Genomic DNA, 26,031 nt, shown 5'->3' with positions numbered 1-26,031 from the left:
TGTGGCTTTCACGAAGTAACCTTGAGGCCTTTTAAACAAGCAGGTTTTGCGCTCTGGAGTAGCGTTCGACCCGAACGGTTTAACCCGGTCAAATAGCAGCCGCGGCACTGGGCGCCGACAAGATGGCGAACGGTCCTACAGGTTATGGGCGTCAACACTCGGACACATCCTACGAGTGCGCCGGAAGCATCCTATATCAACCTTTTTTTCCTTCCTGAAAGCTGTCGAGCGCTTGAACGGGGATGGAAATGAAGCCTCCCCCAATGTCCCAGGGAGGTCCGTACTTGAACACCATTCTGCCCGTCTTCTTCGACCACAACCGCCACACACTCAAGATCGACCAGCTCGACACCCACCTCGACGTCCTCGCCTTCGAGGGCCATGAGTACCTTAGCCAACCCTACCTCTACCGCATCGAATTCACCGCCAGCGACCTCGATATCGGCGCGGAAAAAATCATCGGCCAGTACGCCGAATTCAGCCTGTACGCCGCCCCCTCCAACGTACCCGTGTTCGACTGGGAAGTGCCCAAGCCACCCACACCGTTGCGCACCCTGTATGGCCGCATCACTGCCTGCCAGCGCCTGTCCAGCTCAATCGACGAAGCCCGCTACGAAGTCACCCTGCAACCGCGCCTGGCCCTGCTCGATCGCGGCCAGCAAACGCGGATCTATCAGCGCCAGTCCGTGCCGGACATCGTCAAAAGCATCCTGCGCGACCGCCATGGTCTCGACACCGGGCACTTTCGCTTCAACCTCAAGCGCGAGTACCCGCCGCGCGAGCAGGTCATGCAGTACCAGGAAAGTGACCTGGCTTTCATCAGCCGGATCCTCGCCGACGTCGGCATCTGGTACCGCTGTATCCAGCACGAAGAGCTCGCCTTCGACGTCGTCGAGTTCTGCGACGACCAGCGCTGCTACCAGTTCGACGTCGAACTGCCGCTGCGCTCGCCGTCGGGCTTCAGCAACAGCGTCGAGGACAGCGTCTGGGCCCTGAAAACCCGCCATCGGGTGGTGGAACAGCACGTCAGCGTGCGCGCCTATCACCCCGACGACAGCCGCGCCTACCTCGACGGCGAGGTCGACCAGACCCTCGGCGAGCCCACCACCCACGGCGTGGCCACGACCCGCGGCGTCGCCGACAACACTTACGGCGAGGCCTACCACTACGCCGAACCCTACCGCGTGCTCGGCAAGTCCCACCTGCGCGACGAAGACCTGCAAAGCGAAAGCGGCTTTTTCTACGCGCGCCTGCGCCACGAACGCTACCTCAACAACCAGACCCACCTCAGCGGCACCAGCAGCAGCGCCACCCTGGCCCCGGGTCAGGTCCTGACCATCAGCGGCGACGTACCCAAGGCCTTCACCCCCCGCGTGGTGATCAAAAAGACCACCATCCGCGCCGCCCGCGACCGCAGCCTGACCTGCGATTTCGAAGCCATGCCCTACGCCCTGCGCCTGTGCTTTCGCCCACCCTTGCTAGCCAAACCGCAAATCGCCGGCACCCTGCCGGCGCGCATCACCCACCCCCAGAGCAACCCGCTGTACACCGAAATCGATATGCAAGGGCGCTACCGGGTCAAGTTCCTCTTCGACCGCGACACCTGGCCCGCCGGCCGCGAAAGCAAATGGCTGCGCCAGGCCCGCGCCTACGCCGGCGACACCTACGGCCTGCACCTGCCGCTGATCGCCGGCACCGAAGTGGCCATCGCCTTCGAACAAGGCGACCCGGACCGCCCCTACATCGCCCACGCCCTGCACGACGACCAGCACCCCGACCTGGTGACCCAGCGCAACGACCACCGCAACGTGCTGCGTACGCCGGCCAACAACAAGTTGCGCCTGGACGATACGCGGGGGCAGGAGCACATCAAGCTCAGTACCGAGTATGGCGGCAAGAGTCAGCTGAATCTGGGGCATCTGGTGGATGGTCAGCGGAAGAAGCGGGGGGAAGGGTTTGAGCTGCGTACGGATGATTGGGGCGCCATTCGTGGCGGCAAGGGCCTTTTCATCAGCGCGGACAAACAGGAGAAAGCCCAAGGTGCGCAACTCGACATGGAGGCTGCCGTCGCCCAATTGGAAAGTGCCTTGTCACTGGCGCGTTCTCTGGCCGATGCGGCTCGCGCGACCAAAGCCACTCCCGGCGACACCGCCAGCCAGGAACGGCTTAGACAAGTCCTCGATGGCTTGAAGCAACCGGGTCTGTTGCTGCACGCCCCGGCAGGTATAGGCATGGTCAGCCCGGAGGCGGTGTGCCTGTCCTCGGGAAGCGAAAGCGTGGGCATCGTCGCCGCGCACAACATCGATCTCAGCGCCGGGCAGAACATCACCGCCACCGCCGAGGACGGCATCAGCCTGCTCGCGCACAGCGCGGACATGCAGCTCAAGGCGGCCAAGGGCAACATCGATTTGCATGCTCTGGAAGGCCTTCTGCACGCCCTGGCCAAGGGCGACATCAAGATTGAGAGCGTGGATGGCCGGGTGCACATCCGCGCTGAGAAAGAGCTGATATTGGAATGCGGAGGGGTCTTCGTCCGCTTGAAAGACGGCGACCTCGACCAGGGCGCCCCCGGCAATATCTATCAACGGGCCAAGCATGTGCAAAAGCTTGGCAGCGCCAGGCTGGATACGCCGGCAACACCGTTACCCGGAGGTTACTCCGCGAAATACGTCCTGAAAGATGAGGCCCAGGCACCGTTGGCATATACACGCTACCGGATCACCACTGAACAGGGCGAGGTGTTTAACGGCGTAACCGACAAGGAAGGGCGAACCATGAGCGCTCATACCTTGTTGCCGGGTGGGCTGAAGATTGAGTTTCCGGATTCCACCTTCTATGACGAACAACTTCGACTGCTCGGCCCGAACGGCGAATTGGCAAGCAACCTCAAGTACTCGGCCACATTGGCTGACGGCCGAATCCTGGATGGGGTGACTGATGAGCAAGGTTACACGCAGCGGTTGGTGACCGAGCAGCCGACGCAGATCACCCAATTGCTGCTGTTTCCCCCAGAGGATGCGCAACCATTTTGCTGCGCGGCGCAGAACGCCCAAACGCCGATGCAGATTGACCTGACCTCCAGTGATGTTTCGACCAACGATACGGACGTGGGCCGCTCGACAAAAGATGTTCCCCTGCCTAAAGGCAAGAAGCGCTCTCTGACGTCTGGCGAAATTGCCATGGCCCGAACCGTCTTTAAAGATGCGGTCAATTACAGCAAGGTCAAAGTGCATCACGGCGGATGGTGGTTGTTTGTCGGGTTTCAGAACACGGCGGTGACGCCGAATGGGGAGATGTATTTTCCGGAAAGTACTGAGCTCTACAAGGATGATTTTTATAACTCAGATGACCATAGAGATAAGGCGCTGTTCATGCATGAAATGACTCATGTGTGGCAGTACCAACTGGGTTATCCGGTCAAGAAAGCTGGCCTGACGGTGTCCAGCCGGGGGGCGGAGGCTTATAGGTACTCTTTGAAAAAAAATGGAAAGCTGTCCGATTACAACATGGAACAGCAAGGCGAAATCATTTCCGATTATTACATGATAAGTATCGAGGGTAAGCCAGACAGTGTTTGGAATAGAAGCAATACAGGGATGAGTCGCGAGTTACTTACCACCACGCTTGAAAAACTTCTTGCAAATCCATTCGATAAATCAAATCTTCCGGAGTAGGTTTGTTTATATATGAATCTTTATACATTGATAGTTGCTTGGCTGTGCGGTGTGGTTGGGTTTTCAGCGCATGCAACCCCCTTAGGACGCACGGTATATGGTGTTTTCGAATCAGTTGATGGTAATCCGGCTATATGCTTGCCATCCGATGCAAAGCGTTCGTTTTCGGTTGGGTGGGCTGTAATATCCGAAAGCTACGCGCAGAAAGGAGGTTTTTGGGGGGTGGCACTTAAATTAAATGCGAGCCCATTAGTATTGAGGTCGGGTGAGTGTTTTGTATACGGCGCCGTGCCGGAGGAGTACGAGTTAGAAGGTCTTGGATTGAATGAGCGCGCGTTAAAATTTGAAGAAAATAGAACTTATGTTTTTCGAATAACCGAGTCTTCTGGAACGAACGATACTTACAGAGTGGTCTTTTGTGCCGGGGAAAACCACGGTGGCGGCTTCAAGTATTTTGAATATACCCATTTACCTGACGGAGTGACGATTACTCCATTCTGCGATGCCAAAAAAAATAGGCGCACACCTGAATAATTTTTAAGCGCCCTAATACCAGAGCATGCTCGCCATGAAGTGTGGCCGCATTTAGTGGCTGAACATATATATTCATGAATGGATAACATGAACGACACCCTCCACCGTACGGATACACTTAACCCAAACAAGGCGGTTGTTTGCGGCAAACAAATACAGCACTGGATCGAGTTTCAGTTGCTGGATGAGTATGGTGCCCCCTTGGCGAATTCTCCTTATCCAGCGGTGAACGATGCCACCCGGGCAGACTGTGCGCCGGAATACGTTGGCCTGAGCGATGCCGAGGGGGGATTCGCATCGACGGGTTGCACCCGATACCGCTCACACTGTGTGTTGGAGGCCACCCCCCTGGCTGAGCTTCGTTTTTTCCTGCCAAGCACGGCTCCTTCGAACTGATACGCAACCGGGTATTCCTCGACTTGCACAGTCGTCTCAGCGAAACCTTGAGGGGGACACAACAGGCCGATAGCGGTGCCGGAGCCTTGCAACGCTTCGACGCCGTGGCCGACCCGAACGCCTGCTACAAAAGAGCCCACTGTTGAGCCCGGTCCGCGCGGGCAAGCCCGCTCCCACAGGGTTATGCGGTGCTCAGGCAACCGATCAAGCATACCGCTTGCGATACTCCCCCGGCGCAATGCCGAAGCGCGACTTGAACGCGGTAGAGAAGTAACTCGAATCGGAAAAGCCCCACGAATACCCCAGCACCGACAACTTCTGCTCCCTCCCTGAGCGGCGCAGGGATTCGGCGCACAGGTCCAGGCGACGGTTCTTGATGTAGCGCGCCACCACCAATCCCTTCTTGGCAAACATCCGGTACAGGCCGCGGGTGGACATGCCCACTTCGCGCGCCAGCCATTCCGGGCACAGGTCTTCGGAGCGAATGTTTTCGTCGATGCAGGTGAGCGTCTTGCGGAAGATGCGCTCATGGGAATCCTCGCCATCCTCAGCCTGGCTGATGGCCGGGCGCAGCAGGCTGACAATCGCCTCCAGGGTCGCTTCGCTTTCCTGTCGGGTCAGGTGCGGCTGGCGAGTGGCATCGAGGATCAGCCGGTGCGAGAGCATCGCGATGGGCGAAGTCGCGGCAATCCGGTGGCCGCACTTGACCTGATTGAAGCGCAGGGTTTGCTCGACCAGTTGATACGGCAGGATCAGCGACAACTGCCGGGAGTTTTCGCTGTAGGTGAAGTCACTGGGCCGCGCAGCATCGATCAGCGTGATGTCGCCGGGGGACAGCAGGACTTTGTCGTCGCCCTGGGCCATGCCCGCCGTGCCGTCGAGCTGGAACACCGCGAAGTACTTGCCGCCCTCGCCCGCCGCGACTTCCTGCGGCGTGCGGAACAGCCGCGCCTGGCATGCATCGACGAAACTGAGCTTGAGCGCATCGCTCTGGTATTCGCGGATGCGCCCGGCAAATTCGCTGCCCAGGGGTTGTGCGTTGAAGGCGCCACAGATCTGGTTGATCTGATGGATCCACTGGTCGAACCCATCATGGCGCTGTGCTGTTGTAGAAATCATGTCAGGCCTCACGCAGGCTTATTTTTATTGTCTACGTCAATCCACACGACATCGGATGCTTCGAGTCTCCTGAACCGCACCAGTCCCTGAACAATGACGTGCTATTTCAGTCCGCCAAAACGCCGATAGAAACTTTCACCGACATCCGGCAACGGGCCGTCGGCCGTTTCCAGAGCAGCGTTCAGCCATTCCTCGGCCTTGGCGTAAATCAATCGGTAAATGTTGCGGCACAACTGGCGAGCGGCGCGGCCTTCCCAATCGCCGGGCAACAACTCGTCCGGCAGTTGCGGGTCGCGCAGCAGCAGCTTGCGGTACTCGTGAATCAACAGCACCCGCGCCAGGAAGCAGTCGGCCGGTTGCAGGTTTTCCTGCTCGCGCAGGGCTTGCCAGAGTGGCCGGAATAACTGGATGAATTCGCTGTAGTGCGCGGCCAACTCCTCAATGTTCCAGCTCTCGCGCACTTGCAGGCGCAGGGCCTTGGAGGCAAGCACGTCCTGGGCAGTGGTTTCGAAGACGATGGTGTCTTCCTGGACGCCCAGGTCGAGCAGGGTCGCGTTGACATCGGAACGGTCACTGCGCGGACAGGCCAGAACCACCGGCGAAATCGCGCCGAAGCCTTGCCACTCCAGTTCCTCGCGCACCTGTTTGCGTTTGTCCTGGGTCAGCTGCGAGAGCATCACCAGGCACCAGGAACCATCCCAGGCCGGCATCGTGGTGCTGTAGACCCGCTTGAACGCCTTGTCAAAACGCCGGCGACCGGTGCCAGTCAGGCTGTAGTAACTGCGGCGGCCGACTTTCTCGGCGGTCAGCCAGCCTTCCTTGGTCAGGCGAAAAATCGAGGTGCGGATCAACCGCTCGTTGATGCCGATGGGTTCGAGCAATTGAATCAGGCTGCCCAGCCACACGGTGCCGCCATGGGGTTCGATGGCATCCCCGTACAACGTGATGATCAAGGAACTGGCGCGGATCGGCGTCTGCTCCTGGAAGCGGGTAATCAGATGGTTCAAGGGAGTCAGGGACGACATGGGCGTTCCGTGCGAAAAAAGAAAAGGAATATACCGAATGCCAGCTCGTTAAGCCCAATCCCTTGTAGGAGCCAGCCTGCTGGCGATGGTGTGTCAGCCAACGCCAGGGTAGCTGACCCACCTTCGCGAGCAGGCTCGCTCCTACAAGGGGCCGTATTCACAAGGCGCTGCCCTTTGGCCGCAACCCTCTGTCGCTGATACGCGGGCGATCCGGCTCCGGTTCGCTCAGCGGCTCACACACCTGCATCTGCTCAAGGCAACGCTGGGCCAGTTGCTGATACTCCCGGGTGCCGGCCTGCTTCCAAGCCACTTCCTGATCGCTGAGGCGGCGCTTGATGCTGGCCGGTGCGCCCATGACCAGCGACTGTTCCGGGCATTCGAAGCCGGCCTTGACGAACGCTGCCGCCGAAACGAACGAACGCGGGCCGATCCGGGCGTTGTCCATGACCACCGCATTCATGCCCACCAATGCGTCGGCGCCGATCCGGCAACCGTGCAGCACCGCGCCGTGACCGATGTGACCGTTGCGCTCGACCACGGTGTCGCTCTCGGGGAAACCGTGCATCACGCAGGTGTCCTGCAGGTTGGCGCCCTCCTCCAGCACGATCCGCCCGAAGTCCCCGCGCAGGCTGGCCAGCGGACCGACATAGCAATGGGGGCCGATGATCACGTCACCGATCAATACGGCGGATGGATGCACATAGGCGCTCGGGTCAACCACTGGAGTCAGGCCATCAAGGCTGTAACAGGTCATGAAAGCGTCCTTCACAAAGCGATGCAAATAATGACTCATTTTGTATCACATCACTTTTACAAGCACAAAGACTAAAAAGCGTATCACTTAAAATAGCGCTTTCCGACGAATGCGAACAAGGCGCAAAAATCGAGATAAAACCCAATAAACACTGAGTAAAAACCACTACAAGCGCCGATAGAACAGCAGACATTAAAATAGAAACCCTCACCAATAAGACACATTAAATCTATTTTCGTATTGCTTTTACGTATCACGTTATAGCTATACTTGGGCAAAACCGGCCCCTGCGGCCGATCCAACAACGAGCCGGCACCACGCCGAGCGTGCACCGTGAGGGCATCCGCCATGCCTCTAACCCTTGCCATCGAATTGATCGAGCCTGGCGTCCGCCTGATTACCCTGCAGCGCCCACAAGCCCTGAATGCCTTGACCACCGAGTTGCTGGGCGAGCTGGCCAATGAACTGAACATCGCGCAAGCCGACCCGGACACCCGCGTCGTGGTCCTCACCGGCAGCCGCAAGGCCTTCGCCGCCGGCGCCGACATCAAAGAAATGGCCGAACGCAACCTGGTCGGCATCCTCGACGACCCGCGCCAGACCTCTTGGCAAACCATCACCCGCTTCAGCAAACCACTGATCGCCGCCGTCAACGGCTTCGCCCTCGGCGGTGGCTGCGAACTGGCGATGCACGCCGACATCATCATTGCCGGCGAAGACGCGCGCTTCGGCCAGCCGGAAATCAACCTCGGGATCATGCCCGGCGCCGGCGGCACCCAACGCCTGCTGCGCGCCGTCGGTAAATCCATGGCCATGCAGATGGTGCTCACTGGCGAGCCGATCGACGCTCGCCAGGCCCAGCGCGCCGGCCTGGTCAGCGAAGTGACCCAGCCGGAGTTCACCGTCGAGCGCGCCCTGCACATCGCCCGCAGCATTGCCGCCAAGGCACCGCTGGCGGTGCGCCTGGCCAAGGAAGCACTGCTCAAGGCCATGGACACCGACCTGGCCAGCGGCCTGCGCTTCGAGCGCCATGCCTTCACCGTGCTGGCCGGCACCCGCGACCGCGATGAAGGCATTGCAGCCTTTCAGGAAAAACGCAGCCCGACTTTCACCGGGCAATAAAGCGGCCACTGAACTCCGAATTCGAATGACCTCCAAGAGAGCGCCAAGACCATGAACTTCGAACACATCCTGTTTTCCATCGAGGCCGGCGTCGCCCTGCTCAGCCTCAACCGGCCAGACCAGCTCAACAGCTTCAACACCCAGATGCATGGCGAAGTGAAGGAAGCGCTCAAGCAAGTGCGGCAAAACCCGGACGTGCGCGTACTGCTGCTGACCGGCGAAGGCCGTGGTTTCTGCGCCGGGCAGGATCTGAGCGACCGCAATGTCGCGCCAGGCAGCGCCGTGCCGGACTTGGGCGAATCCATCGAGAAGTTCTACAACCCGCTGATCCGCCAGTTGCGCGACCTGCCGCTGCCGGTGATTTGCGCGGTCAACGGCGTTGCCGCTGGCGCCGGCGCCAACATTCCGCTGGCCTGCGACCTGGTGCTGGCAGCCCGTTCGGCCAGTTTCATCCAGGCGTTCTGCAAGATCGGCCTGATCCCGGATTCCGGTGGCACCTGGACCCTGCCGCGCCTGGTCGGCATGGCCCGCGCCAAGGCTTTGGCTTTGCTCGGCAATCGCCTGAGCGCTGAACAAGCCGAGCAATGGGGCTTGATTTACCGCTGCGTGGAAGACGCCGAGCTGCGCGATGAAGCCTTGAAACTGGCCCGTCACCTCGCCACTCAGCCGACCTACGGCCTGGCGCTGATCAAACGCAGCCTCAATGCCAGCCTGAGCAACAGCTTCGACGAACAGCTGGAACTGGAGCGCGACCTGCAACGCCTGGCCGGGCGCAGCGAGGATTATCGCGAAGGCGTCGGCGCCTTCATGGAAAAACGCACCCCAAGTTTCAAGGGACGCTGAGTCATGACTGCACTGAACACTTCTGCACGCATCGCGGTGATCGGCGCCGGAGCCATGGGCGCGGGGATTGCCCAGGTCGCGGCACAGGCCGGGCATCCGGTGCTGCTGCTGGACAATCGCCCAGGCGCTGCCGCTCAGGGCATTGAAGGCATCGATCGGCAACTGGGCAAACGGGTCGAGAGTGGCAAGCTGTCCGCCGAGTCGCGCAGCGCAACCATTGCTCGCCTGCAAGCCGTGGAAACCATCGAGGCCCTGGCCGACTGCGACCTGATCATCGAAGCCATCGTTGAGAACCTTGAGGTCAAGCGCGCGCTGTTCCGCCAGCTCGAAGGCATCTGCGGCGAACACTGCATTCTGGCCAGCAACACCTCGTCGCTGTCGATCACCAGCATCGCCGCGCAGCTTGAACATCCGAAGCGCTTGCTCGGCCTGCATTTCTTCAACCCGGCGCCGGTGATGGCGCTGGTGGAAATCGTCTCCGGGCTGGCCAGCGATCCGGCACTCGCCGAGTGCCTGTACGACACGGCCAAGGCCTGGGGTAAAAAGCCGGTACACACCCGTTCGACGCCGGGTTTCATCGTCAACCGCGTGGCCCGGCCGTTCTATGCCGAAAGCCTGCGGCTGTTGCAGGAAGGCGCTGCCGATTGCCCAACCCTGGATGCGCTGATGCGCGAAGCCGGCGGGTTTGCCATGGGCGCGTTCGAACTGACCGATTTGATCGGCCACGACGTCAACTATGCCGTGACCTGCTCGGTGTTCGACGCCTATTACCAGGACACCCGCTTCCTGCCGTCGCTGATCCAGAAAGATCTGGTGGACGGCGGGCGTCTGGGGCGCAAGAGCGGTCAGGGTTTCTACAGCTACGCCCAAGGCGCGCAGCGACCGCAAGCCGCTCAAATCAGTAGCGATGCCACCGTAGACGCGTGCGTTGTCGAAGGCGACCTGGGCATCGCCCAAGGCTTGATTGCTCGCTTGCGTGAACAAGGCGTCGAGATCATCCAGCGCGACGGTCAAGGCTTGCTGCGCGTCGGTGACGCCGTGCTGGCCTTGAGCGACGGGCGCATGGCCTGCCAGCGGGCTCGCGAAGACGGGCTGCGCAATCTGATCCTGCTGGACCTGGCATTCGACTTCGGCAAAGCCCAGCGCATCGCGATCAGTTACGCGGCCGGTATCGACCCGCAGGCACTTGAACAAGGCGTTGCCCTGCTGCAACGAGCCGGCCTCAAGATCAGCCTGCTCAGCGACAGCCCGGCCCTCGCCGTACTGCGCACCGTGGCGATGCTCGCCAACGAAGCCGCCGACGCCCTGCTGCAAGGCGTGGCCTCGGCCGCCGACATCGACCTGGCCATGCGCGCCGGGGTCAATTACCCACAAGGGCCGCTGGCCTGGGCCGATGCCATCGGCCTGTCGCACCTTCTTAAAACGCTGGAAAACCTGCAAGCCAGTTATGGCGAAGAACGTTACCGGCCGTCGCTGTTGTTGCGCCGCCGGGTTGCCGAAGGGAGAAACTTCCATGACTAACCATGAAGCCATGTCCCTGGCCAGTGAATGCGCGCAATCGCTGTTCCAGCGCGACGCCGCCAGCCAGGCCATGGGCATGCGCCTGCTTTGCGCCGGCCCCGGCTGCGCGCGAGTGGGCATGACGGTGCGGGCCGACATGGTCCAGGGCCACGGCACCTGCCACGGCGGCTACCTGTTCGCCCTCGCCGATTCGGCGTTCGCCTTTGCCTGCAACAGCTACAACGAAGCCACCGTGGCCATCGGTTGCAGCATCGACTACATCGCCCCGGCCCGCCTGGGCGACACGCTGAACGCCGACTGCATCGAGCAGAGCCGTTCCGGTCGCACCGGCAACTACGACGTGCGCATCGAAAACCAGCAGGGCCAGTTGATCGCCCTGTTCCATGGCAAATCCTACAAAGTGCGCGGCCCGGTGCTGACGCAGGAGACCCCGAATGAATGACGCCCTGATCATCGACGCAGTCCGCACCCCGATTGGCCGCTACGCCGGCGTGCTGAGCAGCGTGCGTGCCGACGACCTCGGCGCGGTGCCGTTGCGCGAACTGCTGCGCCGTCACCCGCAAGTGGACTGGAACACGGTCGACGATGTGATCTACGGCTGCGCCAACCAGGCCGGTGAAGACAACCGCAACGTCGCGCGCATGTCGGCGCTGCTGGCCGGGTTACCGGTCAGCGTGCCAGGCACCACCCTCAATCGCCTGTGCGGCTCCGGGCTGGATGCCATCGGCACCGCCGCCCGGGCGATTCGCAGTGGCGAAACCGGGCTGATGCTGGTCGGTGGCGTCGAATCCATGTCCCGCGCGCCGCTGGTGATGGGCAAGGCGGAGCAGGCGTTTTCCCGTTCGGCCGAGATCTTCGACACCACCATCGGCTGGCGCTTCGTCAATCCGTTGATGAAAAAGGCCTATGGCATCGATTCCATGCCGGAAACGGCGGAGAACGTCGCCGAACAGTTCAACATCTCCAGGACCGACCAGGACGCCTTCGCCCTGCGCAGCCAGCAACGCGCCGCCGCCGCCCAGGCGAGCGGACGCCTGGCGAAGGAAATCGTCGCGGTGGAAATCCCCCAGCGCAAAGGCCCGGCCAAAGTGGTCGAGCACGACGAACACCCGCGCGGCGACACGACCCTTGAACAGCTGGCGAAACTCGGCACGCCGTTCCGCGAAGGCGGCAGCATCACCGCCGGCAACGCCTCCGGGGTCAACGACGGTGCCTGCGCGCTATTGCTGGCCAGCCCGGAAGTCGCCAAACGCCACGGCCTGACCGCCCGTGGCCGGGTCGTGGCGATGGCCACTGCTGGTGTCGAACCCCGGATCATGGGCATCGGCCCGGTACCCGCGACCCGCAAAGTACTGGAAGTGGCCAACCTGAGCCTGGCCGACATGGACGTGATCGAGCTCAACGAAGCCTTCGCCGCACAGGGCCTTGCCGTACTGCGCGAATTGGGCTTGAGCGACGTCGATCCACGGGTCAACCCCAACGGCGGCGCCATCGCCCTTGGCCACCCGCTGGGCATGAGTGGCGCACGCCTGGTCACCACCGCCCTGCATGAGCTTGAAGAACGTAATGGCCGCTACGCCCTGTGCACCATGTGCATCGGCGTTGGCCAAGGGATCGCGCTGATCATCGAGCGTCTATCCCACTAAAGAATCGCGATTCCCAAGGAGCCGAGAGGTATCCTTGGGGCATGCACTCAAAGCCCTTGTGCAAAAGGGCTGGAACACAAAAACAATTCGAGTGAACACATGAACATGCCAATTGCCCAAGCCGTGCTGAACCCTGTGCTGGACCCGCTGGAAACCGCCAGCATCGACGAGCTGCGCCAGCATCAACTGGAGCGCCTGCGCTGGAGCCTGAACCACGCCTACAACAACGTGCCGCTGTACCGTCAGCGCTTCGATGCACTGGGCGTGCACCCGGATGACATCAAATCCCTGGACGACCTGGCGAAATTCCCCTTCACCACCAAATCCGACCTGCGGGACAACTACCCCTACGGCATGTTCGCCGTGCCAATGAACGACATCGTGCGCCTGCACGCGTCCAGCGGCACCACCGGCAAGCCGACCGTGGTCGGCTACACCCAGAACGACATCGACACCTGGGCCAACGTCGTCGCCCGCTCGATCCGCGCCGCCGGTGGCCGCCGTGGCGACAAGGTGCACATCTCCTACGGCTACGGCCTGTTCACCGGCGGCCTCGGCGCGCACTACGGCGCCGAACGCCTGGGTTGCACGGTGATTCCAATGTCCGGTGGCCAGACCGAGAAACAAGTGCAATTGATCAAGGATTTCCAGCCGGACATCATCATGGTCACGCCGTCCTACATGCTCAACATCGCCGATGAAATCGAGCGCCAGGGCATCGACCCGCACAAACTGGCCCTGCGCCTGGGCATCTTCGGTGCCGAGCCGTGGACCGCCGAACTGCGCAGCGCCATCGAGCAACGCTTGGGCATCACCGCCTTGGACATCTACGGTCTGTCGGAAATCATGGGGCCAGGTGTCGCCATGGAATGCGCCGAAACCAAGGACGGCCCGACCCTCTGGGAAGACCACTTCTACCCGGAAATCATCGACCCGGTGACCGGCGAAGTGCTGCCCGACGGGCAGATGGGCGAACTGGTGTTCACCTCGCTCAGCAAAGAAGCCCTGCCAATGATCCGCTACCGCACCCGCGACCTCACCCGCCTGCTGCCGGGTACGGCGCGGCCGATGCGCCGTATCGACAAGATCACCGGGCGTAGCGATGACATGCTGATCATCCGTGGGGTCAACGTGTTTCCGACGCAGATCGAGGAACAGGTCCTCAAAGTTAAACAACTTGCCGAGTGCTATGAGATCCATCTGTATCGCAATGGCAACCTGGACAGCGTTGATGTGCATGTTGAGCTCAAGGCTGAGCATCAGCACCTGACCGATGAGCAGCAGAAGGCTGTTTGTGGGGAGTTGAGCAAGCACATCAAGACGTATATCGGGATCAGTTCGCGGATCGTTTTGCAGCCTTTCCATTCGATCAAGCGCTCGGAAGGCAAGGCTTGCCACGTGGTGGATAAGCGTCCGAAAGCATGACTTCCTAAAGCATGACTGCTGCACCCTTTATGGCCCCGCTTTTGCGGGGCTTTTTTTGGGCATTGGGTGCACACCCATCAGTTTTTCTGTGGGAGCGAGCCTGCTCACGATGGACGTCAACGATAACGCGTGTGAACCGGATAAACGCGGCGCACTTGAGTCCATCGCCGGCAAGCCGGCTCCTACAGGTCTTGTGAGCGACACACATCCCTTGAGGGAGCGAGCTTGCTCGCGATGGACGTCAACGATGACGCGTGTGAACCGGACAAACGCGGCGCACTTGAGTCCATCGCCGGCAAGCCGGCTCCTACAGGTCTTTTGAGCGACACACATCCCTTGTGGGAGCGAGCCTGCTCTCGATGGAGGTCAACGATGACGCGAGAGAACCGGACAAACGCGACACACGGGAGTCCATCGCCGGCAAGCTGAACTGGCCTAATTATTCCGGACACCTCTTAAGGGCGATATGATTTCGCCAACTTGGAGGTTCCATGAACGAAAGAAAGGTCTACACCCGCGAGTTCAAGCTTCAGGCTGCCAGCATGGTGCTTGATGATAACTGTCCGGTTCCAGATGTTTGTGCATCGCTGGATATTGGGCCCACCGCTTTACGGCGCTGGGTCGATCAGGTTCGCAAGGAACGCGAGGGACAGCCAGTCAAAGGCACCAAGGCGATTACCGAGGATCAGCGCCAGATCCAGGAGTTAAAAGCCAAGATCAAGCGCATGGAGATGGAAGCCGAGATCTTAAAAAAGGCTACCGCTCTCTTGATGTCGGATCCCGATCGTTTTCGATGATTGCGGAGCTTAGAGAGTCATTCCCGACCGCCTTGCTGTGTCGTGTTTTCGATGTGAAGCGCAGCAGCTTTTATGAGTGGCTTCAGCGGCTCGCCAAGCCGCAGGTCAGACGCGAGGAGCTCAAGCTGAAAGTGGTTGAGCTTCACAGCGAAAGCCGTGAAGCCATGGGCTCCAGGATGATCAGCAAGGGCCTGAATTCGCAAAACATAGCGGTCGGAAGGAGTCTTGTCAGAGCGCTGATGAGGGAGGCAAACATTGTCAGTAAACAACGCCAGCCGCATCCATTCAGGTCCAAGGGGGTTGAAGCATTTGTTGCGCCTAATCGACTCAAACGCAACTTCAAACCGACTGCTGTTGATCAGGTCTGGTGTGGCGACGTTACCAGTTTGATGGTGGGCAAGCGCTGGGTTCACCTGGCCATCGTAATTGACCTGTTTGCTCGTCGAGTCATTGGCTGGGCATTCTCTCTAGTCAATGACGCCAACTTGGTCAGCAAGGCGCTACGCATGGCGACAGAGGTACGAACCTGCCCGCCGGGGCTGATGTTCCACTCGGATCAGGGCTGTCAGTACACCAGCCGCAAGTTTCAAGAAGAACTGGCCCGCCACGGCATTTTGCAAAGCATGAGTCATCGCGGACAGTGCTGGGACAACGCTCCAACAGAGCGTTTTTTCGGCACACTGAAATCAGAATGGGTTCCCCGCAGCGGCTACAGCATGGTCGAGGAAGCAAAAACCGACATGGTGCGCTTCTTCATGTACTACAACCGCACCAGGCTCCACAGCTATAACAACTACCTGTCGCCAATAGCTATGGAGCAAAAAGCGGCATAAACACCGTAATCGGTGTCCGGGATTACTTGACCAGTTCAAGCCGGCTCCTACAGGTCTTGTGAGCGACACACATCCCTTGTGAGAGCGAGCCTGCTCGCGATGGTCGTCAACGATGACGCGAGAGAACCGGACAAACGCGACACACGGGAGTCCATCGCCGGCAAGCCGGCTCCTACAGGTCTTGTGAGCGACACACATCCCTTGTGGGAGCGAGCCTGCTCGCGATGGAGGTCAACGATTACGCGAACTGTCTGGAAGCACGCGTTGTCCGGACGTTTTTCGCGAGCAGGCTCGCTCCCACAGAAGAGCACAGCAGATCGGCGTAAACAGACGCTCCTCACCACTCAACAGGCCGAGCGTTAGCTCGCCTGCAGCTCTTGATCTTGATCCACCCGCCCCATCGGAAGGCCTCGTTCCGGTGTTCATCCGGGGATTGGCGCGCAGCGCCGTTCGACGCAGTCGAACTCATCGCATGTAGGTGCCAGCGAAGCCAACCGGAGGGCGATGCCCCCGGATGAATGCCGGAGCGAAGGAACGCCGAGCCTTAGCGAGGGGCCGTACGTTCGGGGCGAGACCTTTTGGTTCCTTTTGTGGCGTTCGGCGTTTGCCAAAAGGGACTCGCCGTAAGGGCAAAACCATAAGCCGCCGTTACCGCAGGAATGGATATGTACACCGACCACCCTGCCCCCCCAAAAAAAACAGACCACTCCCCCAAAGAGATACAAAAAACAAATACGACACGTCATTTTGTGTTTGATATTAATTTATGTATCGCTTATAAAGTTCCCCATGCCCCAGAACAGATTCAAGGCGGGAACTCAAAATGTACGCACAGCTAGTAGAAACAGGCGTAAAGCGCATCAAGGACCTCTCGGAAATGTCCGAACAGGAACGCGCCTTCCAGGAAAAAATCGATTCAGAAATCAAGATCGAAGCAAAGAACTGGATGCCAGATGCCTACCGCCAGACCCTGATCCGGCAGATTTCCCAGCACGCCCACTCCGAAATCGTCGGCATGCTGCCCGAAGGCAACTGGGTCACCCGCGCGCCGTCGCTCAAACGCAAACTGCAACTGATGGCCAAGATTCAGGACGAAGCCGGCCACGGCCTGTACCTGTACAGCGCCATGGAAACCCTGGGGGCCGACCGTGATGAAGAAGTCGCCAAGCTGCACAGCGGCAAGGCCAAGTATTCGAGCATCTTCAATTACCCGACGCTGAACTGGGCCGACATGGGCGCGGTGGGCTGGCTGGTGGATGGTGCGGCGATCGTCAACCAGGTGGTGCTGCAGCGCACCTCCTACGGCCCCTACTCCCGGGCCATGGTGCGCATCTGCAAGGAAGAGAGCTTCCACCAGCGCCAGGGCTACGAAATCCTCCTGACCATGATGCGCCACGGTAACCAGGCGCAAAAAGACATGGTCCAGGACGCGATCAACCGCCTGTGGTGGCCGTCGCTGATGATGTTCGGTCCAAGCGACGAACACTCGCCCAACAGCGCCCAGTCCATGGCCTGGAAGATCAAGCGCCAGAGCAACGACGAACTGCGCCAGCGCTTCGTCGACCAGACCATCCCGCAGCTGGAGCTGCTGGGCTGCACCTGCCCCGACCCGGACCTGAAGTGGAACGCCGAACGCGGCCACTACGACTTCGGCGAAATCCAGTGGAACGAATTCTACGAAGTGCTCAAGGGCAACGGCCCGTGCAACCAGGAACGCGTCGCCACCCGCCGCAAGGCGATTGAAGACGGTGCCTGGGTCCGTGAAGCCGCCGTCGCCCACGCCCGCAAAAAACAAAACAAGAACGCCGCCTGATCCGGCCACCTGATGTGGAGTAACTGAAATGTCCGAGTGGACCCTCTTCGAAGTCTTCGTGCGCAGCAAGCACGGCCTGAACCACAAGCATGTCGGCAGCGTGCATGCCGCCGATACCACCATGGCCATCGAGAACGCGCGCGAGTTGTACACCCGTCGTAGCGAAGGCGTAAGCCTGTGGGTGGTGCCTTCGGCACTGATCACGGCTTCGTCGCCGGATGAAAAAGACCCGCTGTTCGATCCATCGGACGACAAGGTTTACCGCCACGCCAGCTTCTACGAGCTGCCGGCCGAAGTCGGGCACATGTGAGGTCGACCATGGACAACAAGACTGATCTGATCGAATACCTGTTGCGCCTCGGCGACAGCGCCCTGATCCAGGGCCAGCGCCTGTGCCAATGGTGCGGCAAGGCCCCGGCACTGGAAGAAGAGCTGGCGCTGATGAACGTCGGCCTCGACCTGGTGGGCCAGGCACGCAACTGGTTGGAATACGCCGCCGAACTGCTGGACGACGGCCGCGATGCCGATCACCTGGCGTTCCGTCGTGACGAGCGCGCCTACCGCAACCTGCTGTTGGTGGAACAACCCAACGGCGACTTCGCGGTGACCATGCTCAAGCAGTTCCTCTATGACGCCTGGCATTTGCCGGTGCTGCAGGGCCTGAGCCAGTCCAGCGACGAACGCATTGCCGGGATTGCCGCCAAAGCCGTGAAGGAAGTGACCTATCACCTGCGCCGCTCCGGCGAGTGGATCGAACGTATGGGCGACGGCACCGAGGAAAGCCACCAGCGCATGCTCGCGGCGATTCCCGAAGTCTGGCGTTTCACCGTCGAACTGATTGCCGCCGACGACAGCGAACAGCGCCTGTGCGACGCCGGCATCACGCCGGACATCGCCAGCGTCGCCGCGCAGTGGCAGGCCAAGGTTCAGCAGATCTTCACCAGCGCCACCCTGCCCCTGCCCGCCGCACCGAGCTATTTCTACCTCAATGCACGCAAGGGCCTGCACACCGAACACCTGGGCATCCTGCTGGCCGAAATGCAGTTCCTGCCACGAGCGTACCCCGATGCAACCTGGTGAGCTGATCGCCAGCGACCTCGGCGCCCGGCCGGCTCAACCGACCGACCTGGCCGCCGCGTGGGCGATTTTGGCAGAGGTCATGGACCCGGAAGTGCCGGTGGTCAGCGTGGTCGACCTCGGCATCGTCCGCGACCTGGACTGGCAGGCCGGTCACCTTCACGTGGTGGTCACGCCGACCTACTCCGGTTGCCCGGCCACCGAAGTGATCGAGAGCGATATCCGCGAAGCCCTGGAACTCGCCGGATTCAAGGCGCCGCTACTTGAGCGCAAGTTGACCCCGGCCTGGACCACCGACTGGATCAGCGACAGCGGCCGCGAGCGCCTGCGCGCCTATGGCATTGCGCCGCCCGAAGGCAGCACCAGCAAGCGCAGCCTGCTTGGCGAAAGCCCGCAGGTTGTGTGCCCGCAATGCGGCAGCGCCCACACCGAGGTGCTCAGCGAGTTCGGCTCCACCGCGTGCAAGGCCCTGTACCGCTGCGTCGATTGCCGGGAACCGTTCGACTATTTCAAGTGCATCTGAGCGGCGAATCGGCCGTCCCAGCTGGAGAACAACAATGAGCAAATTTCACAGCCTGACCATCAAGGACGTGCGCGCCGAGACCCGTGACGCGGTGTCCATCGCCTTCGACATTCCGCAGGACCTGCAAGACAGCTTTCACTTCACCCAGGGCCAGCACCTGGTGATGCGCACGCAACTGGACGGCGAAGAAGTGCGCCGCTCCTACTCGATCTGCACCGGAGTCAACGACGGTGAATTGCGCATCGCCGTCAAACGTGTGGCCGGCGGTCGTTTTTCCGCGTTTGCCAACGATCAGCTCAAGGCCGGGCACGTCCTGGAAGTGATGCCACCCGCCGGGCACTTCTGCGTCGAACTCGACCCGCAACGCCACGGTCATTACCTGGCTGTGGCGGCGGGCAGTGGCATCACGCCGATCCTGTCGATCATCAAGACCACCCTGGAAACCGAGCCCCACAGCCGCGTGACCCTGCTGTACGGCAACCGTTCCAGCTCCGGCGCGCTGTTCCGCGAGCAGCTTGAAGATTTGAAGAACCGCTACCTGCAACGCCTGAACCTGATCTTCGTGTTCAGCCGCGAGCAGCAGGACGTCGACCTGTACAACGGCCGGATCAACGCCGAGAAGTGCGAGCAACTGTTCAGCCGCTGGCTCGATGTCAAAACCCTCGACGCCGCCTTCATTTGCGGCCCGCAGGAAATGACCGAGACCGTGCGCGACCGCCTCAAGGCCAAGGGCATGGCGCCTGAGCGCATCCATTTCGAACTGTTCGCCGCCGCCGGCAGCCAGCAAAAACGCGAAGCCCGTGAGGCGGCGCGCCAAGTGGATTCAGCGGTCAGCCAGATCACCGTCATCAGCGACGGCCGCGCGCTGGCCTTCGACCTGCCGCGCAACAGCCAGAGCATCCTCGACGCGGGCAACGCCCAAGGCGCCGAATTGCCTTACTCGTGCAAGGCCGGCGTGTGCTCGACCTGCAAGTGCAAGGTCATCGAAGGCGAAGTGGAAATGGACAGCAACCACGCCCTGGAAGACTACGAAGTGGCCGCCGGCTACGTGCTGTCATGCCAGGCCTTCCCGATCAGCGACAAGGTTGTGCTGGATTTCGATCAGCTCTGAAACAACACAACCCCCTGTAGGAGCGAGCCTGCTCGCGATGGTCGTCAACGATAACGCTGGATGCCTGATACCCCGCGGCGATCTCGGGTCCATCGCGAGCAGGCTCGCTCCTACAGGGGTCCGGTTCCAACCCGAATACACCGTTTCACCCACAACAAAAACAACAAAGGAGAGTCACCATGAGCCCGCAAGACATAGAACTCATCCACCAACACCCCAACTTCATCCAGTTGGTGCGACGCAAGCAGAAACTCTACTGGTCGTTGTCGCTGATCATGCTGGTGATCTACTTCGGCTTCGTGTTGCTGGTGGCGTTCTCGCCCTCCACCCTCGGCCAATCCCTGAGCGGCGGCGTGACCACCGTAGGCATGCTGGTGGGTGTGGTGATCGTGGTGCTGGCCTTTGCCTTGACGGGTTTCTATGTCTATCGCGCCAACAACGTGATCGACCCGCTGAATGAAAAACTCAAGCAGGAGTGCGCCCGATGAGCCGCCTTCTTGCCTTGTTCCTGCTGCCGCTGGCGGTGGTCACTGATGTTGCGCTGGCCGCCGACGGCGCGTCCCGCCCACTGAACTGGAACGCCATCGGCATGTTCCTGGTATTCGTACTGTTCACCCTCGGCGTGACGCGCTGGGCGGCACTGCGTACCCGTTCCGCCAGCGACTTCTACACCGCCGGTGGAGGCATGACCGGCTTCCAGAACGGCCTCGCGATTGCCGGCGACATGATCTCGGCGGCGTCCTTCCTGGGCATTTCCGCGATGATGTTCCTCAATGGCTACGATGGCTTGCTCTACGCCCTGGGCGTGCTGGCCGGCTGGCCGATCATCCTGTTCCTGATTGCCGAGCGTTTGCGCAACCTCGGGAAATACACCTTCGCCGACGTGGTTTCCTATCGCCTGGAACAGACGCCGGTGCGCCTGACCTCGGCCTTCGGCACCCTGACCGTGGCCCTGATGTACCTGGTGGCGCAGATGGTCGGCGCTGGCAAGCTGATCGAATTGCTGTTCGGCATCGACTACCTCTATGCAGTGATGCTGGTCGGCGTGCTGATGGTGTTCTACGTAACCTTCGGCGGCATGCTCGCCACCACCTGGGTGCAGATCATCAAGGCGGTGATGCTGCTGTTCGGCACCACCTTCATGGCATTCATGGTGCTCAAGCATTTCGGCTTCAGCACTGAAGCGATGTTTGCCGGCGCCACCGCCGTGCACGCCAAGGGTAACGCGATCATGGCGCCCGGCGGTTTGCTGTCCAACCCGATCGATGCGATTTCCTTAGGGCTTGGCATGATGTTCGGCACCGCTGGTCTGCCGCACATCCTGATGCGTTTCTTCACCGTCAGCGATGCCAAGGAAGCGCGTAAAAGCGTGTTCTACGCCACCGGTTTCATCGGCTACTTCTACTTGCTGCTGATCATCGTCGGCTTCGGCGCCATCGTCATGGTCGGCACCGACCCGACGTTCCGCGACGCCAGCGGTGCGATCATCGGCGGCGGCAACATGATTGCTGTACACCTGGCCCAGGCCGTGGGTGGCAACCTGTTCCTCGGTTTCATCTCGGCGGTCGCCTTCGCCACCATCCTGGCGGTGGTTGCCGGGCTGGCACTGTCCGGCGCCTCGGCGGTGTCCCATGACCTGTATGCCTGCGTGATACGCAAGGGCCAGGCCAGCGAGCAACAAGAGATGCGCGTATCGCGTATCGCCACCCTGTGCATCGGTGTGCTGGCGATCATCCTCGGCCTGCTGTTCGAATCGCAAAACATTGCTTTCCTCTCCGGCCTGGTGCTGGCCATTGCCGCGTCGGTGAATTTCCCGGTGCTGTTCCTTTCGATGTACTGGAAAGGCCTGACCACCCGCGGCGCAGTCATCGGCAGTCTGTCCGGACTGGTCTCGGCGATTGTCCTGCTGGTACTGAGCCCAGCGGTGTGGGTCAACGTAATGCATCACGATAAGGCGCTGTTCCCGTACTCCAACCCGGCCCTGTTTTCCATGAGCCTGGCGTTCTTCAGTGCATGGCTGTTTTCCGTCACCGACACCTCGCCCCGTGCAGCCCTTGAGCGTGGCCGTTACCTGGCGCAGTTCATCCGTTCGATGACCGGCATCGGTGCCTCCGGCGCCAGCAAACACTAACAACGACCGACCAGTTGGCAGGGAATAAAAATAATGAGACCCGCTCGTACTGCACCTTTTGAATCACTGTTTTCGCTGGCCGCCGCATTGAGTCTGCCCATGGTCGCCACCAGCGCCATGGCCGACTTCATCGGCGACAGCAAGGCCCGTATCGAAATGCGTAACCACTACATCAACCGCGATTTCCGCCAGGACAACGCCCCACAATCCAAGGCCGAAGAATGGGCCCAAGGCTTCACTGCGCGTGTGGAATCCGGGTTCACCGACGGCACCTTCGGTTTCGGTCTCGACGCGCTGGGCGAACTGGGGCTGAAACTCGACTCCAGCCCGGATCGCCGTGGCACCGGGCTGCTGCCGTTCGGCCCGCAGAGCCACGAACCCGACGACGAGTACAGTGAACTGGGCCTGACCGGCAAAGTGCGGGTATCCAAGAGCGTGTTGAAACTCGGCACCCTGCAACCCTTGTTGCCAGTGGCGACTTACAACGACACACGCCTGCTGGGCTCGACCTTTGAAGGTGGCTTGCTGACCAGCCAGGAAATCGACGGCCTGACGGTGAATGCCGGACGCCTGACCAAGGCCAACCTGCGCGACTCGTCCAGCAATGATGACATCGGCTACGCCGCCGCCAGCAGCGATCACTTCGACTTCGGTGGCGGCAGCTACGCGTTCAGTCCGCAACTGAACCTGAGCTACTACTACGGCAAGCTCGACCAGATCTATCGCCAGCAATTCGCCGGACTGGTGCATACGCAGCCACTGGGCAACGGCTTCAACCTGCGCAGCGACCTGCGTTACTTCGACAGCCGGAGCGACGGTGCCGAACGGGCCGGGCGCATCGACAACCGCAACTTCAACAGCATGTTCACCCTGTCCCACGGTGCCCACAAGGTCAGTGCCGCCTACCAGCAACTGTCCGGCGACAGCGCCTTTCCGTTCCTCAACGGCGGCGATCCGTACGTGGTCAACCTGGTGACTTTCAACACCTTTACCCGCGCCGAAGAAGATTCCTGGCAGCTGCGTTACGACTATGACTTCGCAGCGCAAGGCATTCCCGGCCTGACCTTCATGACCCGCTACACCGACGGCCGCCACGTCAAGGCAGGCAGCGTCGACAACGGAAGCGAATGGGAGCGCGACACCGATATCAGCTACGTCATCCAGAGCGGTGTGTTGAAGAACGTCAGCCTGCGCTGGCGCAACGTGACCTTCCGCTCCGGCGATGGCTTGACGACCGCCCTCGATGAAAACCGGCTGATCGTCGGTTACACCCTGGCGCTTTGGTAATTCCGAAAGGGCGCGGTCGCGACCGCGCCACAACCGTTCACAATCAGGAGCAATCGTGATGTCCTCTTCACCTACACTGCATGCCCCTACCCTGCAGAGTTTCATCGCCGGTCGCTGGATCGGCCAACACGGCGCACAAGTGCTGCGCAGCGCCATCGACGGCCATGAAATCGCCCGCACCCATGAGGAGCGCCCGGACTTCGCCGAGGCAGTCGAGCACGGCCGTCGCCAGGGCATCAGCGGCCTGATGGCACTGGACTTCCAGCAGCGCGCCCAGCGTCTCAAGGCCCTGGCCCTGTACCTGAGCGAGCGCAAGGAACAGCTCTACGCGATTTCCCACCACAGCGGCGCCACCCGCGCCGACAGCTGGATCGACATCGAAGGCGGCAACAGCACGCTGTTCACCTACGCCAGTCTCGGCTCGCGAGAACTGCCATCGGGCAATGTCGTCCACGAAGGCCCGGCCCTGCAGCTGAGCAAAATGGGCACCTTCGCCGGCACGCACATTCTGGTGCCGCGCGGTGGCGTGGCGGTGCACATCAACGCCTTCAACTTCCCGATCTGGGGCATGCTGGAAAAGTTCGCGCCGAGCTTCCTCGCCGGCATGCCGTGCATCGTCAAACCCGCCAGCGCCACCAGCTACCTGACCGAAGCCGTGGTGCGCCTGATGGACGAATCGGGCCTGCTGCCAGCGGGTAGCCTGCAACTGATCATCGGCGGCACCGGCGACCTGCTCGACCGCCTGCAAGGCCAGGACGTGGTGACCTTCACCGGTTCCGCCGACACCGCGGCCAAGCTGCGGGTCAACCCGAACCTGATCCGCAACTCGGTGCCGTTCACCGCCGAGGCCGACTCGCTGAACTGCGCGATCCTCGCCCCGGACGTGACCCCGGATGACGAAGAATTCGAGCTGTTCATCAAGGAAGTCGCCCGGGAAATGACCACCAAGGCCGGGCAAAAATGCACCGCCATCCGCCGCGCCATCGTCCCGGCCAAGCACATTGATGCGGTCGCCACGCGCCTGCGTGATCGTCTGGCCAAGGTGGTGGTTGGCGATCCGTCGGTGGAAGGCGTGCGCATGGGCGCGCTGGCCTCCCACGATCAGCAGAAAGACGTGGCCGAGCGTCTGGAAGCCCTGTTGCAGAGCAGCGACATGCTGTTCGGCGCCCGTGACGGTTTTGAACCGCGTGGTGAAAATGTCGACAAAGGTGCGTTCTTCGCCCCGACCCTGTTGCAAGCCCGCGACCCGCATGCCGAGGGCGGTGCCCACGATATCGAAGCATTCGGCCCGGTCAGCACCCTGATGGCCTACGACGATCTGGACGAAGCCCTGGCCCTGGCCGCTCGCGGCAAAGGCAGCCTGGTGGCCAGCCTGGTGACCAAGGACCCACAAATCGCCGCCAAGGCGATTCCGGTGGCGGCAGCCCTGCACGGGCGCCTGCTGGTGCTGGATCGCAACTGCGCCGGCGAATCCACCGGCCACGGCTCGCCGTTGCCGCAGCTCAAGCACGGTGGCCCGGGTCGTGCCGGCGGCGGCGAAGAACTCGGCGGCCTGCGTGCGGTGAAGCACTACCTGCAACGCGCGGCGGTGCAAGGTTCGCCGACCATGCTGGCGGCGGTCACCGGCGAGTTCGTGCGCGGCGCCAAGGTCATCGAGACCGACGTGCATCCGTTCCGTCGCTACTTCCAGGACCTGCAGATCGGCGAATCGCTGCTGACTCACCGCCGCACCGTCACCGAAGCGGACCTGGTGAACTTCGGCTGCCTGTCGGGCGACCACTTCTACATGCACTTCGACGACATCGCCGCCAAGGAATCGCAGTTCGGCAAGCGCATCGCCCACGGCTACTTCGTGCTGTCGGCGGCTGCCGGTCTGTTCGTCTCCCCTGGCGTCGGCCCGGTACTGGCCAACTACGGCCTGGACACCCTGCGCTTCATCAACCCGGTAGGCATCGGCGACACCATCCAGGCGCGCCTGACCTGCAAACGCAAGATCGACCAGGGCAAGAAGAGCCCGCAGGGCATCCCGCAAGGGGTGGTGGCGTGGGATGTGGAAGTGACCAACCAGTTGGGTGAGTTGGTGGCGAGCTATGACATTCTCACCTTGGTCGTAAAACGCGAAGACTGACGCAACGCCTGCTCGCGATGGACGTGAACGATGGCACGCGCTTTCTGGATGAACGCGTTGTTCTCAGGTTCTTCGCGAGCAAGCTCGCTCCTACAGAATTCCGGGTTGGCTGAAAAATCTGTGGTCGATCAATTACAACTGTAGGAGCGAGCCTGCTCGCGATGGTCATGAACGATGACACGCGCTTTCTGGATGAACGCGTTGTTCTCAGGTTCTTCGCGAGCAAGCTCGCTCCTACAGAATTCCGGGTTGGCTGAAAAATCTGTGGTCGA

General features: G+C 61.1%; 23 protein-coding genes. 20 read left to right on the top strand and 3 right to left on the bottom strand.

Annotated elements, in window-relative coordinates:
- Window positions 1–263: 263 nt before the first annotated feature.
- The 3 genes from B0D71_RS14140 (at window position 264) to B0D71_RS14135 (ending at window position 4,604) form a co-directional block, all read left to right on the top strand.
- Entirely contained in the window at window positions 264–3,674 is a 3,411-nt protein-coding gene (locus B0D71_RS14140) for a type VI secretion system Vgr family protein (RefSeq protein ID WP_103395305.1), read from the top strand.
- Between the two features lie 12 nt (window positions 3,675–3,686).
- A complete protein-coding gene (locus B0D71_RS31240; protein ID WP_133160938.1) occupies window positions 3,687–4,208 on the top strand; it encodes a hypothetical protein in 522 nt (173 codons plus the stop codon).
- Between the two features lie 87 nt (window positions 4,209–4,295).
- Entirely contained in the window at window positions 4,296–4,604 is a 309-nt protein-coding gene (locus B0D71_RS14135; protein WP_205886002.1) for a hypothetical protein, read from the top strand.
- 204 nt (window positions 4,605–4,808) lie between these two features.
- Here B0D71_RS14135 and feaR read toward each other — a convergent pair whose 3' ends face one another.
- From feaR to paaY, 3 genes are all read right to left on the bottom strand, one after another.
- Window positions 4,809–5,723 carry a transcriptional regulator FeaR gene (gene feaR / locus B0D71_RS14130; protein WP_103395304.1) on the bottom strand — a complete coding sequence of 305 codons (915 nt, stop codon included), beginning with the start codon at window positions 5,721–5,723 and terminating at the stop codon, window positions 4,809–4,811.
- A gap of 101 nt (window positions 5,724–5,824) precedes the next feature.
- Window positions 5,825–6,748 (bottom strand): phenylacetic acid degradation operon negative regulatory protein PaaX, encoded by a 924-nt coding sequence (paaX, locus tag B0D71_RS14125; protein WP_008003007.1) that lies wholly within the window; start codon window positions 6,746–6,748, stop codon window positions 5,825–5,827.
- 157 nt (window positions 6,749–6,905) lie between these two features.
- Window positions 6,906–7,502 (bottom strand): phenylacetic acid degradation protein PaaY, encoded by a 597-nt coding sequence (gene paaY, locus B0D71_RS14120; RefSeq protein ID WP_103395746.1) that lies wholly within the window; start codon window positions 7,500–7,502, stop codon window positions 6,906–6,908.
- A 348-nt stretch (window positions 7,503–7,850) separates the two neighbouring features.
- On the opposite strand from paaY, the gene paaF reads away from it, so the two are divergent.
- The 17 genes from paaF (at window position 7,851) to paaZ (ending at window position 25,759) form a co-directional block, all read left to right on the top strand.
- Window positions 7,851–8,624 carry a 2,3-dehydroadipyl-CoA hydratase PaaF gene (paaF, locus tag B0D71_RS14115; protein ID WP_103395303.1) on the top strand — a complete coding sequence of 258 codons (774 nt, stop codon included), beginning with the start codon at window positions 7,851–7,853 and terminating at the stop codon, window positions 8,622–8,624.
- Window positions 8,625–8,675: 51 nt separating this feature from the next.
- Window positions 8,676–9,467: a 2-(1,2-epoxy-1,2-dihydrophenyl)acetyl-CoA isomerase PaaG gene (gene paaG, locus B0D71_RS14110; protein ID WP_103395302.1), complete on the top strand. Its 792-nt coding sequence runs from the start codon at window positions 8,676–8,678 to the stop codon at window positions 9,465–9,467.
- Window positions 9,468–9,470: 3 nt separating this feature from the next.
- Window positions 9,471–10,988 (top strand): 3-hydroxyacyl-CoA dehydrogenase PaaH, encoded by a 1,518-nt coding sequence (paaH, locus tag B0D71_RS14105; RefSeq protein ID WP_103395301.1) that lies wholly within the window; start codon window positions 9,471–9,473, stop codon window positions 10,986–10,988.
- Window positions 10,981–11,430, top strand: a complete 450-nt coding sequence (paaI, locus tag B0D71_RS14100) for a hydroxyphenylacetyl-CoA thioesterase PaaI (RefSeq protein ID WP_103395300.1) — start codon at window positions 10,981–10,983, stop codon at window positions 11,428–11,430. Before paaH ends, paaI begins: the two co-directional genes overlap by 8 nt.
- On the top strand, window positions 11,423–12,634 hold the full coding sequence (gene pcaF / locus B0D71_RS14095; protein WP_103395299.1) for a 3-oxoadipyl-CoA thiolase: 1,212 nt from the start codon (window positions 11,423–11,425) through the stop codon (window positions 12,632–12,634). Before paaI ends, pcaF begins: the two co-directional genes overlap by 8 nt.
- A gap of 99 nt (window positions 12,635–12,733) precedes the next feature.
- Window positions 12,734–14,059 carry a phenylacetate--CoA ligase PaaK gene (gene paaK, locus B0D71_RS14090; RefSeq protein ID WP_103395298.1) on the top strand — a complete coding sequence of 442 codons (1,326 nt, stop codon included), beginning with the start codon at window positions 12,734–12,736 and terminating at the stop codon, window positions 14,057–14,059.
- Window positions 14,060–14,550: 491 nt separating this feature from the next.
- Window positions 14,551–14,856 (top strand): transposase, encoded by a 306-nt coding sequence (locus tag B0D71_RS31835; RefSeq protein ID WP_240635653.1) that lies wholly within the window; start codon window positions 14,551–14,553, stop codon window positions 14,854–14,856.
- A complete protein-coding gene (locus tag B0D71_RS14085; RefSeq protein WP_240635652.1) occupies window positions 14,853–15,689 on the top strand; it encodes an IS3 family transposase in 837 nt (278 codons plus the stop codon). The genes B0D71_RS31835 and B0D71_RS14085 overlap by 4 nt, the downstream gene beginning before the upstream one ends.
- 823 nt (window positions 15,690–16,512) lie before the next feature.
- On the top strand, window positions 16,513–17,502 hold the full coding sequence (gene paaA, locus B0D71_RS14080) for a 1,2-phenylacetyl-CoA epoxidase subunit PaaA (protein WP_103395297.1): 990 nt from the start codon (window positions 16,513–16,515) through the stop codon (window positions 17,500–17,502).
- 28 nt (window positions 17,503–17,530) lie between these two features.
- Window positions 17,531–17,812: a 1,2-phenylacetyl-CoA epoxidase subunit PaaB gene (paaB, locus tag B0D71_RS14075; RefSeq protein WP_007943393.1), complete on the top strand. Its 282-nt coding sequence runs from the start codon at window positions 17,531–17,533 to the stop codon at window positions 17,810–17,812.
- Window positions 17,813–17,820: 8 nt separating this feature from the next.
- The gene (gene paaC, locus B0D71_RS14070) at window positions 17,821–18,582 is read left to right on the top strand and encodes a 1,2-phenylacetyl-CoA epoxidase subunit PaaC (RefSeq protein WP_103395296.1); all 762 of its coding nucleotides are present in this window, start codon (window positions 17,821–17,823) and stop codon (window positions 18,580–18,582) included.
- A complete protein-coding gene (gene paaD / locus B0D71_RS14065; protein ID WP_103395295.1) occupies window positions 18,569–19,102 on the top strand; it encodes a 1,2-phenylacetyl-CoA epoxidase subunit PaaD in 534 nt (177 codons plus the stop codon). Before paaC ends, paaD begins: the two co-directional genes overlap by 14 nt.
- A gap of 34 nt (window positions 19,103–19,136) precedes the next feature.
- Window positions 19,137–20,213, top strand: a complete 1,077-nt coding sequence (paaE, locus tag B0D71_RS14060; protein ID WP_103395294.1) for a 1,2-phenylacetyl-CoA epoxidase subunit PaaE — start codon at window positions 19,137–19,139, stop codon at window positions 20,211–20,213.
- Window positions 20,214–20,392: 179 nt separating this feature from the next.
- A complete protein-coding gene (locus B0D71_RS14055; protein WP_103395293.1) occupies window positions 20,393–20,701 on the top strand; it encodes a DUF485 domain-containing protein in 309 nt (102 codons plus the stop codon).
- On the top strand, window positions 20,698–22,344 hold the full coding sequence (locus B0D71_RS14050; RefSeq protein ID WP_103395292.1) for a cation acetate symporter: 1,647 nt from the start codon (window positions 20,698–20,700) through the stop codon (window positions 22,342–22,344). Before B0D71_RS14055 ends, B0D71_RS14050 begins: the two co-directional genes overlap by 4 nt.
- A gap of 33 nt (window positions 22,345–22,377) precedes the next feature.
- A complete protein-coding gene (locus tag B0D71_RS14045; protein ID WP_103395291.1) occupies window positions 22,378–23,631 on the top strand; it encodes an OprD family porin in 1,254 nt (417 codons plus the stop codon).
- Between the two features lie 58 nt (window positions 23,632–23,689).
- On the top strand, window positions 23,690–25,759 hold the full coding sequence (gene paaZ, locus B0D71_RS14040; protein WP_103395290.1) for a phenylacetic acid degradation bifunctional protein PaaZ: 2,070 nt from the start codon (window positions 23,690–23,692) through the stop codon (window positions 25,757–25,759).
- Window positions 25,760–26,031 lie beyond the last annotated feature (272 nt).

The organism is Pseudomonas laurylsulfativorans, from assembly GCF_002906155.1.
Taxonomy (GTDB): domain Bacteria; phylum Pseudomonadota; class Gammaproteobacteria; order Pseudomonadales; family Pseudomonadaceae; genus Aquipseudomonas; species Aquipseudomonas laurylsulfativorans.
Note: the sequence above shows the minus strand (reverse complement) of the source record. Positions and strands in the feature narration are given on the sequence as shown.